General features: G+C 38.5%; 13 protein-coding genes. All 13 read left to right on the top strand.

Translation table 11 applies throughout. The features are described 5' to 3' along the window. Positions 1–227 precede the first annotated feature (227 nt). The 13 genes from QM629_RS05785 to QM629_RS05725 all read left to right on the top strand — a co-directional run bounded on the left by QM629_RS05785 (position 228) and on the right by QM629_RS05725 (position 17240). Positions 228–1187, top strand: a complete 960-nt coding sequence (locus tag QM629_RS05785; protein WP_415158125.1) for a UDP-3-O-(3-hydroxymyristoyl)glucosamine N-acyltransferase — start codon at positions 228–230, stop codon at positions 1185–1187. Positions 1188–1279: 92 nt separating this feature from the next. After that, entirely contained in the window at positions 1280–1615 is a 336-nt protein-coding gene (locus QM629_RS05780) for a hypothetical protein (protein ID WP_415158123.1), read from the top strand. A 66-nt stretch (positions 1616–1681) separates the two neighbouring features. Beyond that, positions 1682–4078: a TonB-dependent receptor gene (locus tag QM629_RS05775; RefSeq protein ID WP_415158121.1), complete on the top strand. Its 2397-nt coding sequence runs from the start codon at positions 1682–1684 to the stop codon at positions 4076–4078. 156 nt (positions 4079–4234) lie between these two features. Continuing rightward, on the top strand, positions 4235–5743 hold the full coding sequence (locus tag QM629_RS05770; RefSeq protein WP_415158119.1) for a phosphotransferase: 1509 nt from the start codon (positions 4235–4237) through the stop codon (positions 5741–5743). A 44-nt stretch (positions 5744–5787) separates the two neighbouring features. Beyond that, positions 5788–6552: a nucleotidyltransferase family protein gene (locus QM629_RS05765; RefSeq protein ID WP_415158117.1), complete on the top strand. Its 765-nt coding sequence runs from the start codon at positions 5788–5790 to the stop codon at positions 6550–6552. Between the two features lie 198 nt (positions 6553–6750). Then, positions 6751–9222, top strand: a complete 2472-nt coding sequence (locus QM629_RS05760; protein ID WP_415158115.1) for an SLBB domain-containing protein — start codon at positions 6751–6753, stop codon at positions 9220–9222. A gap of 37 nt (positions 9223–9259) precedes the next feature. Continuing rightward, positions 9260–10294 carry a hypothetical protein gene (locus QM629_RS05755; protein ID WP_415158113.1) on the top strand — a complete coding sequence of 345 codons (1035 nt, stop codon included), beginning with the start codon at positions 9260–9262 and terminating at the stop codon, positions 10292–10294. Between the two features lie 17 nt (positions 10295–10311). Further along, positions 10312–11418, top strand: coding sequence for a polysialyltransferase family glycosyltransferase (locus QM629_RS05750; protein ID WP_415158111.1), 1107 nt, complete (start codon positions 10312–10314; stop codon positions 11416–11418). Positions 11419–11436: 18 nt separating this feature from the next. Then, positions 11437–12909 (top strand): lipopolysaccharide biosynthesis protein, encoded by a 1473-nt coding sequence (locus tag QM629_RS05745; RefSeq protein ID WP_415158109.1) that lies wholly within the window; start codon positions 11437–11439, stop codon positions 12907–12909. Then, the gene (locus QM629_RS05740; RefSeq protein WP_415158107.1) at positions 12909–13781 is read left to right on the top strand and encodes a glycosyltransferase family 2 protein; all 873 of its coding nucleotides are present in this window, start codon (positions 12909–12911) and stop codon (positions 13779–13781) included. Before QM629_RS05745 ends, QM629_RS05740 begins: the two co-directional genes overlap by 1 nt. A gap of 2 nt (positions 13782–13783) precedes the next feature. Continuing rightward, positions 13784–15115 carry an O-antigen ligase family protein gene (locus QM629_RS05735; protein ID WP_415158105.1) on the top strand — a complete coding sequence of 444 codons (1332 nt, stop codon included), beginning with the start codon at positions 13784–13786 and terminating at the stop codon, positions 15113–15115. Then, on the top strand, positions 15097–16098 hold the full coding sequence (locus tag QM629_RS05730) for a glycosyltransferase family 2 protein (RefSeq protein ID WP_415158103.1): 1002 nt from the start codon (positions 15097–15099) through the stop codon (positions 16096–16098). The genes QM629_RS05735 and QM629_RS05730 overlap by 19 nt, the downstream gene beginning before the upstream one ends. Beyond that, the gene (locus QM629_RS05725) at positions 16095–17240 is read left to right on the top strand and encodes a glycosyltransferase family 4 protein (protein ID WP_415158101.1); all 1146 of its coding nucleotides are present in this window, start codon (positions 16095–16097) and stop codon (positions 17238–17240) included. Before QM629_RS05730 ends, QM629_RS05725 begins: the two co-directional genes overlap by 4 nt. Positions 17241–17244 lie beyond the last annotated feature (4 nt).

The raw sequence follows: 17244 nt of genomic DNA, 5'->3' as shown, positions 1-17244 counted from the left end.
AAATAAATTCCCGACACAATATTAGATATAGTTTTTACTTGCACAAAAAAATTTTCAAACAATTTTATGCACAATTTTTTTTATTGATGTGAATTGCTTTAAGTAAAAAACAAAAAACAAATTTCAAAGAGCAAATTTTCAACACAAAAAACAAATCATAAAACTGGCAAAGCTGCATGAGCGCACAGGCATCAGCTTAACTTTGATACGATAAAAATTTTTAATCAATGAAGTTTCCTCAACCTGTTTCATTAAAAGAGATAGCAACATTAATACATGCTGAAGTTATTGGCAACACTGCATCGCAGGCTGCCGGCATAAATGAAATACATAAAGTAGAAGAAGGCGATTTATGTTTTGTAGATCATCCGAAATATTATGATGCAAGCCTGAACAGTGCAGCCACGCATATCATCATTAACACAAAAGATGTGGTTATACCTGCAGGTAAAAATTTACTTGTAACCGAAGAACCTTTTGAAGCTTATTTAAAGATAGTAAACCATTTCCGCCCTTTCAATCCAACAAAAGAATTACAAAGCAAGAATGCCGTGATAGGTGAAGGCACTGTTATAATGCCAAATGTATTTATAGGTAAAGATGTTAAGATCGGCAACAACTGCATCATTCATCCAAATGTTATCCTGATGGATTATACGGAAATAGGAGACAACGTTATTATACAATCAGGTACCGTTATTGGCAGCGATGCATTTTATTACAATACAAAGAAGAACCGCGGGATTTGGTATAAAAAAATGCAAAGCTGCGGCTGCGTTATTATAGAAGACAATGTAGAGATAGGCGCCAACTGCACCATAGACCGTGGTGTTACTGCTTCCACACGCATAGGCAAAGGAACGAAGATGGATAACCTGGTTCACATTGGCCATGATACAAATGTTGGCAGTAATTGTTTGTTTGCGGCACAGGTGGGCATTGCCGGAGCCTGTATTATAGAAGATGGCGTTGTGCTGTGGGGACAGGTGGGCGTAAGCAAAACATTAACCATTGGCGAAAATGCAGTGGTGTTTGCGCAAAGCGGCGTTCCTTCTTCGCTTGATGGCAATAAAATTTATTTTGGCAGTCCGGCCATTGATGCGCAATCCAAACGCAAAGAACTGGTTTGGATAAAACGTATTCCCGAAATATGGGAAAAACTAAAACACCTGGCAGATAAGAAGTAAGATCATTGGCCCTCATTGTTGTTAAAAGAATTTAACCTTAATTAAGATTTGCAACATCGTTGTAAATTTTAATTGCCTTACTTTTGTCAGTAATGAATTTTTTGCGTGCATCATATTTCAGGAAAGCCGGCGCCATACTATTTATTGCGCTGTTTGCTTTTGTGCATGCTGTTAAAGCATTGCACACGCATGAAATTTCGCTGGCATGCCATCATCATCAAACGGATAACAGCGATGCTGATGTTAAGGCATATTTCTCCTGCAGCATCTGTGATTTTCAGCTTGCAAAAGACAGCGATGGAGCCGTAAGCTGTTTTGAAATTGCCCCGCCCTTGCACAATATTCATATTTACCATACTTATACCCTGCCCGCATACACTACAGTTGTTGCAACCGCATCGGGCACTGACCCACCTTCATTCGCTTAAGTATTTACACCAGTATCTTTTATTATTAAGATTGATTGCCATGATCATCTTCAAAAAACTTAAGCAATGACTTATTTGAAATATAAATTATTATATACCGTAATATTATTAACTGCGGCTGCTTATTGCAATGCGCAAAAAAACACTTCCCTTTCCGGTAAGATAACAGATGCCAAAACAGGTGCCGTACTGCCGGGCGCTTCTATTATTATTCATGACATAAATAAAGGTGTTGTTTCAAAACAGGATGGCAGTTACCAGGTAAATAATATTCCTCCCGGTAAATACCTTGTTGAAGTTTCATACATCGGTTATTCCTCCGATGCACAAACCATAGACCTGCACAGTGCAGTACAAAAAGATTTTGCGCTTGATGAAACCGCGGTTGAAAAAGAAGCGGTAACCATAACAGGCGTTTCATCGGCTACAAGAATAAAAGATAATCCGCAGCCGGTAAGCATAGTAAAGCGTGAGGAGTTTGTAAACACTACCGCCACCAATACAATTGATGCGCTGACCAAATTGGTGCCGGGCGTAAATGCAGTAACAACGGGGCCGGCCATTTCCAAACCATTCATCCGCGGTTTAGGTTATAACCGCGTGCTTACCATTAATGATAATGTTCCGCAGGAAGGCCAGCAATGGGGCGATGAGCATGGAATTGAAATTGACGATTACAGTGTGCAGCGCATTGAAGTGCTGAAAGGCCCCGCATCGTTAATGTATGGCAGCGATGCCCTTGCAGGCGTTATTAATATTCAATCGCAGGTACCTGCGCCGGAAGGAGCGATAAAGGTTAATTTTTTAAGCGAGTACCAAACCAATAATGCTTTGCGTGGTTTTTATGGCAACATCGCCGGCACAAAAAACGGGTTTAGCTGGAATGCCTATGGTTCTTATAAAGGCGCACAAGATTATAAGAATAAATATGATGGCTATGTTTTCAATTCAAAATTCTATAACAAGAATTTTGGCGGCATGGTTGGCTATGGCGGCAACTGGGGCTACAGCCATTTGCTTGTAAGCAATTTTGATCAGCATATCGGTATGGTGGAAGGCGAGCGCGACAGCGCTACAGGCCGGTTTATAAAAGCCCTGCCCGATGGCGAAGAGGCCATTGCGACAGATGATGATTTTAAAACCACATCAATGGAAATTCCCTTTCAGCACATACGGCATTTTAAAGTAACAAGCGATAATAATTTTAAAGTTGGCACAAGCAATGTTGATGTAGTGGTAGGTTACCAGCATAACCAGCGCCAGGAGTTTGGCAACCCGGACGATGTATCAACACCGGATGCCTGGTTCGATCTTCAAACCGTTAATTATGCGGTGCGCTGGCATTTGCCCTATAACAGCAACTGGCGCACCAGTTTTGGCGTAACAGGCATGTATCAAACCAATAAGAATAAGGCAGAAGAAGTTTTAATTCCCAATTATAATTCGTTTGATATAGGCGGCTTTGTTTTCACACAATACACAAAAGATAAATTAACGCTTAGCGGCGGCATAAGATATGATACAAGACATGCAGTGGGTGATCCCATGGAGGAAGACGGAGAGGTGAAATTTGCGGCGTTTGACAAAAATTTCTCCAATGTTTCCGGCAGTGCAGGCCTGAGTTATGAAGTATCTAAAACGCTTGCATTAAAAGCCAATATTGCCCGTGGCTTCAGGGCGCCTAACTTTGCGGAGCTCTCAAGCAATGGCGCACATGAAGGTACTAACCGTTACGAGATTGGCAATGCCGATCTGAAATCTGAAACAAGCCTGCAGGGCGATGCAGGCATTGAGTTAACAACGGCGCATGTTTCGCTCGATGCAAGCCTGTTCTACAATCACATCCACAATTTCATTTTCTATGAACGCATGCAAAATGCTTCGGGTGGTGATTCGTTAATTACTGATGCGGAAAGCGGAGATGAATTGCAGGTGTTTAAGTTTGCACAGCAAACAGCCAATTTGTATGGCGCAGAATTAAGCCTTGACATACATCCGCATCCTTTAGACTGGCTGCATTTTAAGAACACCTTTTCTTATACGCGCGGGCAGTTCTCAGAAGCCATTGACGGTTCCCGCAATATCCCTTTTGTGCCGGCAGCGCGTTTAATCACCGCACTTGCAGTTGATGTGTTGCGCAAGGGCAACTTCATCCGAAACATTACAGCAGGCATAGAAAGCGATTACAATTTTGCACAGAATAACCCGTTCACCGGTTATGATACAGAAACGGCAACACCCGGTTACTGGCTGGTAGGCGCTAACATTTCAGCAGATATAGCCAGCAAAGGAAAAACTATATGCACGCTTAGCATAACCGGCAACAACCTGGGCGATATTGCGTACCAGAATAATTTAAGCCGCTTTAAATACCTGGACGTTAATAATGTAACAGGCAGGCAGGGCGTATTTAACATGGGGCGGAATTTTGGTATAAAACTGAATGTGCCGCTGAGTTTTTAAAAAAGTCAATAGTTGTTCATGATTCATATTCAGGCTATGGCAGGCAGCGCGCTTGCCAGCCTGAATTTTTTATTTTATGCAGCCTTTTTTTAATTGATAACATAATTTCCTTAACAAATTTTAAAGTTACATTTACCGCCCTAAAAAGGGATGCCGATGAAAATAATAATTGATAAGATACAGGAATTATGTGAGGCTTACCTTAAGCAATCCCCCAAACGCATTGAGCAGTTGCCGCGCAGTGGCAGCGACAGGATCTATTTCCGGATTTTCTATACTGATAAAACTTATATTGCTACCTATAACCTTAATATAAAAGAAAACCAAACTTTCATAGCATTCAGTAAACACTTCAGAAAAAGAAAATTGCCTGTGCCTGAAATTTATTTTGTGAATGAAGATGTAACCATGTACATACAGGAAGACCTGGGCACCGTTTGCCTGCTTGATATTTTAGAGAAGCATGGTTATGATGATTACGCTTTTCATTTATATAAAGAAAGCCTGAAACAATTGGCCCACTTACAGGTTGCAGGCGATAAAGGCCTGGATTACGATGTATGCTTAACAGCAAAGGAATTTGGCAAACAGGCTATTTTAAGCGACCTGCTGTATTTTAAATATTATTTTCTTGATACGCTTCAGCTGCCTTATGACAAGCAGGCCATGCTGGACGATTTTGAAGCCCTGGCCACTTATCTTACCAAAACGGAATACAAGTATTTTATGTTCCGCGATTTTCAAAGCCGCAACATTATAATCTCTGCCGCTATTGAAGAAGGCGATTCGGGGAAGGCGGTGCATTTTATAGATTTCCAGGGCGGCATGAAGGGAGCGCTGCAATATGATGTGGCCAGTTTATTATGGCAGGCAAAAGCCAGCCTGAGCGATGAATGGAAAGAAAAACTGCTGCATTATTATCTTGATGTTATTGATGCATTGCTTTTAAAACCCATTGACAGGCAGGTTTTTATTGGCCAGTATAACGGATATGTTCTTATACGCATGCTGCAGGTGCTGGGCGCTTATGGTTTCAGGGGTTTGTTTGAGCGTAAGGCGCATTTTTTAACCAGCATTCCGATAGCACTGAAAAACCTTAAAAAGTTTTTAGCAAACAGTCATGTTGGTATTAGCACAGCCGAATTAAGCCGCATGCTCGATGCGATTACATCTCCTGAGATCATTACGAATTTTGAACCATTCCAGGCAGATGAAAATACACAGCTTATTGTAAGCATAAACAGTTTCTCTTACAAAAAGGGCATTCCGCAGGATGAAAGCGGCCATGGCGGCGGCTTTGTATTCGATTGCCGCGGCATATTAAATCCCGGCCGGTTTGAAGAATATAAAACGCTTACAGGCCGGGACAAAAAAGTTGCCGACTTTCTTGAACAACGTACACGCATGAATGAGTTCTTAAACGGCGTGTTTGACGTTGTTGATATTTCAGTGGAAGATTATATCAGGCGTGGCTTCAGCAACCTTATAATAAATTTTGGTTGCACCGGCGGCCAGCACCGCAGCGTTTATGCCACTGAACAAACAGCCAGACATCTTACTATAAAATACAAGGTAAAAGTGCAATTAAACCATTTAAATGAACGCAACTGGGTAAAGCCCTTGTCCCCAACCCTAAAGGAGGAGAATAAATCACTGATTATTTAGGGCTTTATAACCTGAATTTTGGATATTGAAATTAATATTGAAAAATGGATAATGATGCATTTTATACCCTCCCCTTTAGGGGGCGGGCGCTGCATGCCATGCTGCTTGCAGCCGGCTTTGGCACACGTTTAAAACCATTTACAGAACATCATCCCAAAGCGCTGGCCGAAGTGAATGGCAAATCTTTATTGCAGCGTAACCTTGAATATTTACAGCAGTTTGGCATTTATAACGTGGTGGTGAATGTGCATCATTTTGCAGAACAAATTATCCAGGCCATAAAAGAGCATAACGGGTGGGGAAGCAATGTGAGCATTTCAGATGAAACAGGCGTCATACTGGAAACCGGCGGCGGATTAAGAAAAGCGGCACAGTTTTTTAAAGAGGAAGAAGATTTTGTGCTGATGAATGTGGATGTGCTTACAGATCTGCCGCTGAATAACATAATAGCTTTTCATAAAAAAAATAAGCCATTGGCAACGCTGGCAACAACCAGCCGTGAAACATCGCGATATTTTTTATTTAATGCAGAAAATGTTTTGTGTGGATGGAAGAATATAAAAACGGGCGAAGAGAAAATTATGCGATACGAAAATAATTTAAAGCCAAAAGCATTTAGCGGTTTACATATCATTAATACCGCGATATTTTCGTTGATGAATCAGCAGGGAATAAAATTTTCCATGGTAGATGTATATCTTTCGCTCTGCGCATCATATACTATTTTATCGTTCGATCATTCGCAGACGAAATTTATTGATGTGGGCAGGCCGGAAAACATTAAGAAGGCCGCTGCGCTTTTTAGCTGATGATTTCAAATTAGTTAAAGATTCAGGCGAATGAAGGCTAAACTCCAAAATTGCTATATTTGCGGCCGATTTTTTAGTTAATGAATGAGTAAAGCCGCTTATAAATGAAAACCTTCTGCAAGCATGAAGGTTTTTTATTTTAGTGTGACTGAGGTGGCGAAGCTATATATTTACATGTAAACCTATATTCTGTTTTTAATGTGTAAGAAAACGATCCCAAGGCTGTTAAGCTTTATTGTATTCTTTTTATGCATTGCTGTTGCCGGCCGGGCGCAGGATTTATTGCGTAATACCGACCTGAGCAGTATAAAAGTTGACAACATTTCAGATGCAGATATTCTTAAATTTAAAAAGCAGTTGGACGCATCGGGCTTAACGCAGCAACAGGCTGAACAACTGGCCATTTCCAAAGGCATGTCCGTAAGCGAAGTACAAAAATTAAGGCAGCGGCTGCAGCAACTAAGTTCGGCGTCCAACAACCAAAACAACCAGAACCAGCTTAACGGCCTTCAGAATAATCAATTAAACAGCAGCAACAATTTATTAAACCCACAGGATACATCGGCTAATCCACACATTGACACAACAGAGCATAAGCCTTTGATAAACCCGCGTATTTTTGGTTCAGAGCTTTTCAATAACCCAACGCTAAATTTTCAGCCAAACATACCTGTTGCCACACCGGTAAATTATATCATTGGCCCGAACGACCAGCTTAACATAAATGTGTATGGCGTTCAGGAAACAAGCATGCAGCTTACGGTGGCTCCCGAAGGAAATATAATTATACCGAATGTGGGCCAGGTGCAGGTGGCAGGCTTAAGCATAGAAGATGCTACGCAAAAAATAAGCGCCCTGATGGGCCGTACGGCTTATTCAACCTTACGATCCGGCGCTTCAAAACTTAGTATAACAGTGGGCCAGATAAAAAGCATAAGCATAACGGTTATCGGCAGCAACAAGCCCGGCAATTACACAGTGCCCTCGCTGGCTACGGCATTCAATGCTTTGTTTGTTGCCGGCGGCCCTGCAGAATTTGGCAGCTTCAGAAACATAGAACTGATAAGGAATAACAAGCTGTATAAAACCATAGACCTGTACCGCTTTCTGGTGAATGGAGACGGTAGCGATAACGTTACATTGCAAAACAATGATGTAATAAGAATACCCACTTATAAAACAAGGGTTATTATAGACGGTTATGTAAAGCGCCCCGGTATTTTTGAAATGCTGCCGGGAGAAAACCTTGCCGACCTGTTTACATTTTGCTCAGGTTTTACAGACAGCGCTTATAAAGCATCCGTAAAAATTGTTCAGTTTACAGGAAGAGACCTGAGTGTGAAAGATGTGAGCGCTGCCAACTTTGGCTTTTATCAAATGCAGGGTGGCGACAGTGTAATAGCGAGCAAGGTATTAAACAGGTTTTCCAACCGGATAACGCTTACCGGCGCTGTTTTCAGGGAAGGGATTTATGAGCTTACAGATGGAATGACATTAAGGGATTTAATTAATAAAGCAGACGGCCTGCGTGAGGATGCATTTATGGAACGCGCCCAGATATTCCGGTTGAAGAATGATTTTTCAAAAGAGTTGCTGTCATTCAATCCATCTGATACCATAGAAGAAAGAAATATTTTATTGAAACGGGAAGACTCGGTTGTAATCAATTCCATCTTCGATTTGAGGGATCAATATTTCGTATCTGTTTTGGGTGAAGTAAGGAACCCGGGATATTATGATTACCGCGACAGCCTGTCGTTAAAAGATGTTATCCTCCAGGCAGGCGGCTTTACCGATGCCGCTTTTCCTCAGCGCATAGAAGTGGCGCGGTTAATAAGAAGTGATTCATTAACCGCACAGGATGTGCGGGCAAGCACCATTATTGAGGTAAATGATATAGGCGATATTTCAGCGATAAACAACAATGTGTTTCTGCAGCCGTCCGATATTGTAACAATAAAACGCAAACCCGGCTTCAGGGCCTTTCAGTCTGTAACTGTTTCAGGCCAGTTGCAATATCCGGGTCCCTATGTGTTAGAAAAACGGGAGGAACGGGTAAGTGATCTTATTAAACGTGCCGGCGGTTTTACACCGGAAGCCTATCTTGACGGGGCCTATATAAAACGGTATAATTTAAGCGACCAGACAGCACAGGCAAGGCAACAGTCCATATCCAATATCCAGCAGCAAACTGATGATTCAACCGTTATGCTGCAACAACAGGACACGCAAAAACAATCAGACCAGCTTCCGCTTGATGTAAAGGAAATATTGTCTCATCCGGGTTCGCCGGAAGATGTTGTATTAATGCCGGGCGATGAATTCATTGTTCCAAAATATAATGCCGAAGTTAGAATAAGCGGCAGTGTATTGTTCCCGACACAGATACCTTATAACAAAACCTATAGTGTGAACGACTATATAGCGGCGGCAGGCGGCGCTTCAGAAAACGGCAAAAGAAGCAAGACTTATGTGGTGTATGCCAATGGAAAGGCTGCTGCAAAACGAGGATTTCTGTTTTTTAAGGGCTCTCCCGAAGTAAAGCCTGGTGCAGAAGTGATTGTGCCAATGAAAGAAGAAAGAACCAAATTATCACCCGCTCAATTTATTGCTATGGCAAGCGCAGTGGCTTCGCTGGCAGCGGTAGTGATAGCGATATTGAAATTATGATAAACTTTAATGGATTATACACTCAATTAAGCTAATAATGAATAATCAGGAAGAAGTTAGCTTTAAAGACATTATCGGGCAATTAAAAAAGCTATATAAATACCTGCTTTCTAAATGGATTATAATTATTGCAGCAGGTATAATTGGCGGCTTAACCGGATTGCTGTATGCACATTACACTAAGCCAAAATTTCATGCTACTTTAAATTTTGTGCTTTCAACAGGTTCTTCATCCAGCAGTTTTGCGGGGCTTGCCACTCAATTTGGAATAAGCCTGGGAAATGATAACGATAATATGTTTTCAGGGGATAACATTATTACTTTAATGAAGTCAAGGAGAATGGTGCAGCAGGCGTTATTTGAAAAACCAAAAGAATCTGATAAATCGCTTATTAATATTTTTGTTGAAGACAATAGATTAAATGAAAGATGGCAGAAAAGCCCAAGAACAAAAAATGCTTATCCTTTTCCTTCAGATGCGTCTAAATTAACTTTGATACACGATAGTCTGGCAAGAGAAATTTGCCGGAAAATTCAGGATGACCTGCTGGACGTTTCCAAGGCTGATGTTAAACAAAGTATTTATACGGTTACCACTACATCAGAAGATCCAATGTTTGCTTATTATTTAACCAAATACCTGGTTGCAACAACTTCATCGTTTTATATAAATACAAAAACAAGTGTAGCGAAAAGTAATCTTGATATGCTGCAAAGGGAAGCTGACAGCCTGCGCCGGATTTTAGGCGGCGCCATTACGGCCGCCGGTGCACAAACTGATTATACCTTTAATTTAAACCCGGCCTTCCAAATTCAAAGATCAGGTGCGCAGCAAAGCCAGGCAAGGGCTTCAGCATTGGGAGAGGCTTATGGACAGGTATTGCAAAACCTTGAGCTTGCAAAAATCACACTGCAAAAGGAAACGCCACTTTACCAGATAATTGATGAGCCGACTCTTCCCCTGGAAGAAGATAAACTGGGAAGAATCGCATTAATTGTTATAGGTGGTTTTATTGCCACAGTTGCAGTATCGCTGCTGTTAATTATTCTTAAGCTGTTTAAAGTATTTTAGCAGTTGAATTTAATGTTATGAAGCATCTTTTTTTAGTGCATTCCCCAATTACTTATTTAACTGCTGTATCTGTAATTAATAAATTGAATTTAGATAAGAATAACGCAGTAATAATTTTTTTTGAATTTGAAAAAATAGCTTCAAAAGATAATACTTATGAAGCGGTGAGTATTAACGAATTTTATCCAAATCATTTTTTCCCTAAACTATATTATTATTTCAGGTACTTTAATATAATCGGCAGGATAGACAGGCTTATTGATACAGTTACCAAAAAAGAAAAATATACAGCCTATATACCAACTGTAATATGGGCAGGCAAAGCATTAATTACAAATCCAAAATGCGTTTCTTTTAATTTTATTGAAGAAGGCCTTGCGCATTATTTTATTGAAGAAACACTTAAAAGTTTAACACAGGCTAATTCAAAAGATCCCTGGCGCAGCAGTATTTTAAAAAATACAAAGCTTATAATAAATCAGCTATATCAAATACTGCGGGGCTATAATCTTAGATTGCAGGCTTTGCCATTTTCCTATTCCTGTTATCATGGGGTAAACGGTGTTTTGTGCTATGGTTTTAGCGATAATTCATTTCCCATGATTAATAAAGAAAAAAAAATTATTGTTGGGTTTAAAAAGCAATCTTTTCCAGGTGTTGATCAAAAGCTTGCTTTTAACCTGGATAATGCAGTTATTTGGATTGGCGATGGCGGGGTAACACAACATGGGTTTAATGAAAAAATTTACTTGCTTGGAATTGAAAACGGCTGCATTCCGTTTTTACAGCAACAGCAGTATAAAAAGTTTTTTATTAAATTCCACAGGGACGAAAAGCCTGGAGTGCGGGAAGCTGTAAAAAATTTATTTTCAAAAAATGATATTCAATTCCAGGTAATCCCGGACTCAGTTATAATGGAAGTGCTGCTTTTTAAAGCGGATAATGCCACACTGATCGGTGTAAATTCAAGCCTCCTTTATTATGCAGCCATCATGAATCATTCAGCGTTTTCAATTTATAATTTTTTAAAGCCTGAATATTCAAAGGTGTTTTCAGACAGAGATTTTACCTTTTATTGGAATAAGGTCAGGTTAATTGAAAGCGATAGCAAAGTATTGGTATAGTTGTTTGTTTAAGGTAAAATGTCTAAGCTAAAAACAGCAAGAAACGTTGCTTTATATGCAACCGGGGAAATCATTCCAAGGGTTCTGTCATTTCTCCTGCTTCCCGTACTAACGAAATATTTATCAACCAGCGATTACGGTATTTCAAGCTACATTAATACAATCGCCACATTTCTGTATGTGCTTACTACATTATCTGTTAATAGCTATGCTTTACGAACATATTATAAAGCAGGCAGCGAATCAGGTAAAAAGAAACTGCTTGGCAACATATTTGTTTTTTTATGCAGTTGGGGATTAATTATGCTTTTGCTTGAAGCGTTATTATTTCCTGTATTGCTTAATGCCTTCTCTGTTCAGGTGCCTTTTTATCCCTATTTTTTGCTTGGCCTCATCATAAATTTTTTTGATGTAACATCCATTATTCCGCTTATAACTTATCGTGTAAACGAAGATGCAAAAGGTTTTGTGCTGTTAAGCGTTGGAAGAACTGTGTTGCAGTATGCATTCATCTTACTGCTGATTGTTTATTTTAAGATGGGTTTATTAGGCTCATTTTTGGGAAGGCTGATTACCTGTGTGCCATTCTTTATAATATATGTTTTAGTTGTAAAAAAGAGAGGGATTTTTACGATTGATATACAGCAGATAAAAGAAGCGTTGCGCTTCTCTCTGCCGCTGCTTCCCGGTGCATTATCTTATCTTGTTATCTCAATGTTTGACCGTGTAATTTTAGAAAGATATGTTTCTATGAGCGCATTGGGAATTTATTCCGTAGCATTTACGCTATCGCTCACCCTTAACATAGTGATACAAGGCCTTTACCGTTCTTTCGAGCAAAAAATTTTCCGGGAACACAATAGTCACGATTATCTTCAAAAAGTAGATGCACTGTATAAAATTTATATAGCAGCGCTTTATATTCCTGCGCTTTGCGTAATACTTTTTTCTAAAGAAATTTTGATGTTCTTTACTTCAAAACAATATTTTGGCGCTGCCGGTTATGTGCCTTATTTAGTGGTTGCAGTAATAATTTCAGGCATGAATACTTTCATGGGCACATTGCTTATCGCCGATGATAAACGGAAAGTTATTTCTTATTCATCATTTACGGCGGCTATTTTAAGCCTTATAATTAATCTTGTTTTTATAAAATACTTTGGGGTTACCGGCGCCTGCTTTGCTTCTATCTTATCATTTCTTATTGTATCTGTCTTCTATTTTACCAAAACAGCTATGCAAAAAAAATATATTGTCCAGCAAATTTGTTTTTTACTTATTTTCTTATTGATTAAATATATTGTTCAAACAGATGTTTCATTAATAATGGAAATAGCAATTAAACTTTTACTGCTTATCGTTTTTGCAGTTTTAGTAAAGTTAACGATCTGTTTAAAGCTTCCACCTGTCTCTGCTTTAAAAACACTGAAAAGGCTTAAGCAATATAACCTTTTAATGCAGGTGTTTATATTAATTGCCATATTCAAATAATGGATAGGATTTCTATAGCGCTTGCCGTATATAATGGTGAAAGATATTTGCCGCAACAGCTTGCCTCATTGCAGGCTCAAACTATAACGCCGCATGAGCTTATAGTGCTTGATGATTGTTCAACCGATAAATCGCTGGAAGTTATTAATGCATTTCCACTTTCGTTTGAAAAAAAGATTTTCTTAAATGAAAAAAATAGGGGGCCCAATTCCAGCTTCAAAAAGCTGGCAGGTTTATGCTCCGGAAATTACATTGCTTTTTGCGATCAGGATGATATTTGGCTGCCTGATAAAATTGAATCATCGCTTCTTAAAATGAAGGAGATTGACAATAATAAACCCACAATTGTTTTCAGTGATTTGAGTGTGATTGATGAAGATAATAAACCTGTTCACGATTCATTCTGGAAACTGCGTTTAACCAGGCCTGAAAATTTTTCTCTGAAAGATATTTTATTCGGGAATATTGTTACCGGCTGTGCTTCTTTAATAAACAATGCAATGGCAAACGAGCTTGCAAAAATGCCGGTGAATGTTATAATGTACGACTACTGGATGGCTTTAATCGGGTATAGCTTTGGCAGGTATTCATTTATTAACAAACCGCTTGTTTTATACCGGGCACACGATTTAAATGTAACGGATAAACAGCAGGCTTCTTTTATTAAAAATTTTATAAACGAGCTTAAAAATAAGCCGGCATACCTGCATAAGAATATTCAGCAGGCCATTGAATTTAAAAACTTATATGCAGGTGAATTGAACAGGAAGGACTTAAAAATACTAAACAATTTTATTGCTCTAAAAAAACAGCCTTTCTTTTATAAAAGATTTGTGAGAGACAAAACAAGCCTGCTGAGAAGGCTTAAATAATTATGCAAAGCGCTACAAATACAAATAAAAGTTTATTATATACTTTACTAAATGAACCGCTTACTTTTTTTGGCGGGTTGCTGCTTTTTTTAATGGTATTCTCGCCTACTTATAATATGGCGTTTAAAATTGTGTTTATTATAATTCTCTTAATTACAGTTATATGTTCCCGTATTTTATTTGATAAGCTAAACGTGACAAAAGAAGTATTTTTATGGTATGCTATTTTAATATCTCACGGTATCTTTTTTACCATCATAGGTTTTCTTAATAAGAATAATCCTTATTTTGTCTTACGCACCACCACTTACAACATAATCTGGCCTGTTTTTTATTTTATTTTTACAATTGGATTATATAAGAGAACCAGCCTTATTTTTCTTATCAGGGTGCTGGTAATTACAAATTTTATAGTATCGCTTTATTTAATAGGAAGCGCATTAACATTGCTTCATGTATTGCCTCCATTAGGTTTTCTTTCATTCAGTATGTCTCAACTTGATTATGATACTACGGCAGGACTGGTGAAAGTGCAAATACCCGCAATTATTTCAATGATGTTTACGGTGCCTTTTCTTATTTCATTTACCCTTCTCAGTGAAAAAAGATCCCTTGGCTTTAAAAAATGGTTCTTGTACGCTTCTATTTTGCTTTCAATCATCGGTATAATTTCTTCTGCAAGAAGGGCTTTAATGCTCAATGTTTTTTTTGGTGTTTTATTTACGATCATTTTTTCGTGGTGGGCTAATTATTCAAGCAGGCGTATATTGAAAAAAAATATGATATGGATGGTTTGTGGCGGATTAATTATTCTTACCGGTGTTTTAATTGCAGTGGCCGACTCTGGTTTTATTGACCTATCCCTTGTTTTTCAAAAATTTTCAGAGGCATTTGCAAGCAAAGAAAATCTTTCTGATAAAAGCGTAGCCATACGGTATGATCAATTTGATCTGCTAATAAAATCATGGCTTCAGAAACCTCTTTTAGGCCACGGGCATGGAGCTGTTTCAAGCTTTGTAGTACGAAGCGAAAAAACCCCATGGATGTACGAGCTAAGCTATGTAGCACTTCTTTTTCAAACCGGCATTATTGGATTGCTCATCTATTTGGCCCTGTTGGGCTGGCCCATATATAAAGGGTTGACACTATTAAGAAAAGGAAACCATGAAACCGCTTTGCTCTTAATGCCCCTGATGGTGGGATGTACCTGCTTTCTTATTGCCAATGGCACTAACCCTTACCTGCAGTCTTATGATAATATGTGGACGCTTTTTTTCCCGGTTGCTGTTATTAATTATCTAACAAAAGAATTATCATGTCCAACGATGGTGTAAATATTTTATTGGCAAGTTATAACGGTGAAAAATTTATAGCAGCACAGATTGACAGCATTGTAAATCAAACGCATCAAAACTGGCAGCTTTACATCCGTGATGACGGCTCTACAGATAATACATTAAAAATCATCAGGGAATATGAGCGTAAGTTTGCAGGGATACATGTAATAAATGACAACTATGGAAACGTTGGCAGTTGCCAGAATTTTTCTTTGCTAACTACTTCAGTTAAGAATGGAAATGAATATACCATGTTTTGTGATCAGGACGATGTGTGGATGCCCGGCAAAATAGAAATTACCCTGAAAGAGATGTTGAATGCCGAAAAACTTTACGGGAAAGATTACCCTTTGCTTGTTCATACAAATTTTTTATACGCAGATGAAAAACTGAAACCGATCAAATCAAAAGAAAACTTTCAGCCAAACAAAACCAGAACTGAATTAGCCAACCTGTTATGCCAAAATCATGTGAAAGGCTGCACCCAGTTAATTAATAAAAAGCTTCTTGATTTAGTTGGTGCAGATCCGCCTGCGGCAGAAAATCACGATTATTGGGTTGCCTTAGTTGCAAGCGCTTTTGCTAAAGTGATTTATATAAATGAAAAAACGATGCTATACAGGCAGCATGGGGAAAATATATCTACTCAGTTTAACGACGATTCTTTTATAAAAAGATTCAGAAGAATTTTAATTGAACGGAAGAATTTTCAAGATATTGAATCAAAAAGAAAAATGGCCTTTGCTTTTAAAGAAATTTATTATGACAGGCTATCAACCGAAAATAAAAAAGTGCTTGACTGTTTTATTGAGTTTTTTGAATACAAAACCTTATCACTCATTATACGTAATGTAAAGAATGGAATACGAAGGCAAACATTTAGCCAAACGTTGTTATTCTATGTAACCGCTTTGCTCTTGAAAAGAAACACATTCGCAAAAAGCACGGCTTTATTATTCATTATGTTTGCAACCTTATGAAAGCAGCAAAAATTTTATTAAATGCCTGTATGTACACAGAAAACCCTCCCGGGGTTGGGATTAATACCAGGGAAGCGTACAATGCTTTGACCATCCGGTTAAATGCAAACAATATTGAATATACAGTTTACGCTTATAATAAAAAAGGATTAAAGAACCCGCAATTTGTTTCGGAAATAAAATTGCCTTTGCTTTTAGAATTTTTATTCAGGCGGTTTATTTCAGTACACCGGCTTATATGGAACATTTTTTATTTGCCAGTGATTGCAAAAAAATATGATCTTGTTTATTCATTCACCAGCTATGGAAGCCCGTTCCTGAAAAGTCAGGTAATCACTGTACATGATTTAATTTGCTTTCAATATCCAAAACAAAATAAGTTCCAGTATATATACTTTAAAACAATTCTGCCTTATATCATCAAATCCTGTAAAAAAATTGTTGTAATTTCTGAATTCACCAGGCAGGATGTAGCTAAACACTTTAAAGTGCATCCTGATAAACTGCAGGTGATTTATTGCGGGCATGATCATTTAACTGATTCAAAAGTTGTTACGGATGAATCAGAATTAAAGAAGTTAGATGACATAACCGGCGGCAAACCATTTTTTTTTACCGCAGGCGCTTCGTACGGGCATAAGAATGTTGATAAGATTATTGAAGCAATGCAGGTTTTGCCTGAACATCTTTTATTAGTTACAGGCCCAAACAGTGCATATTATAACGCACTTAAGAAATCAACAGTAAAAAAGGGCTATAGCAATATAATTTTCCTGAACTATGTTTCAGACGGTTTTCTAAAACTGTTGTATAAGAAATGCGTTGCCAATATTTATATAAGTGCGTATGAAGGGTTTGGCTCTACCCCCCTGGAAGCTGCCATGAATAATAAAGTTTCTGTTGTTTCAAACAAAAGCGTATTGCCCGAAATTTATGGCGATTCGGTTATGTACGTTGATCCTGAAAATCCGGAAGAAATAAAAAATGCGCTAATCTCCGTTGCCTCACCTGGGTTTAACGCTGATGTATATAAAATTAAATTCCCCGGTTTAATAAACAAGTATAGTTGGGGTAATATGGCAGATGGAATTATTGATGTGATTTTACAGGGTTTAAATAAGAAAAGCAATCAGGCTGCGTAAAAAC

It is taken from the genome of Parafilimonas sp., from assembly GCF_047606085.1.
Classification (GTDB): domain Bacteria; phylum Bacteroidota; class Bacteroidia; order Chitinophagales; family Chitinophagaceae; genus Parafilimonas.
The sequence above is the reverse complement of the archived record's forward strand: the minus strand, read 5'-3'. Positions and strand labels throughout refer to the sequence as shown.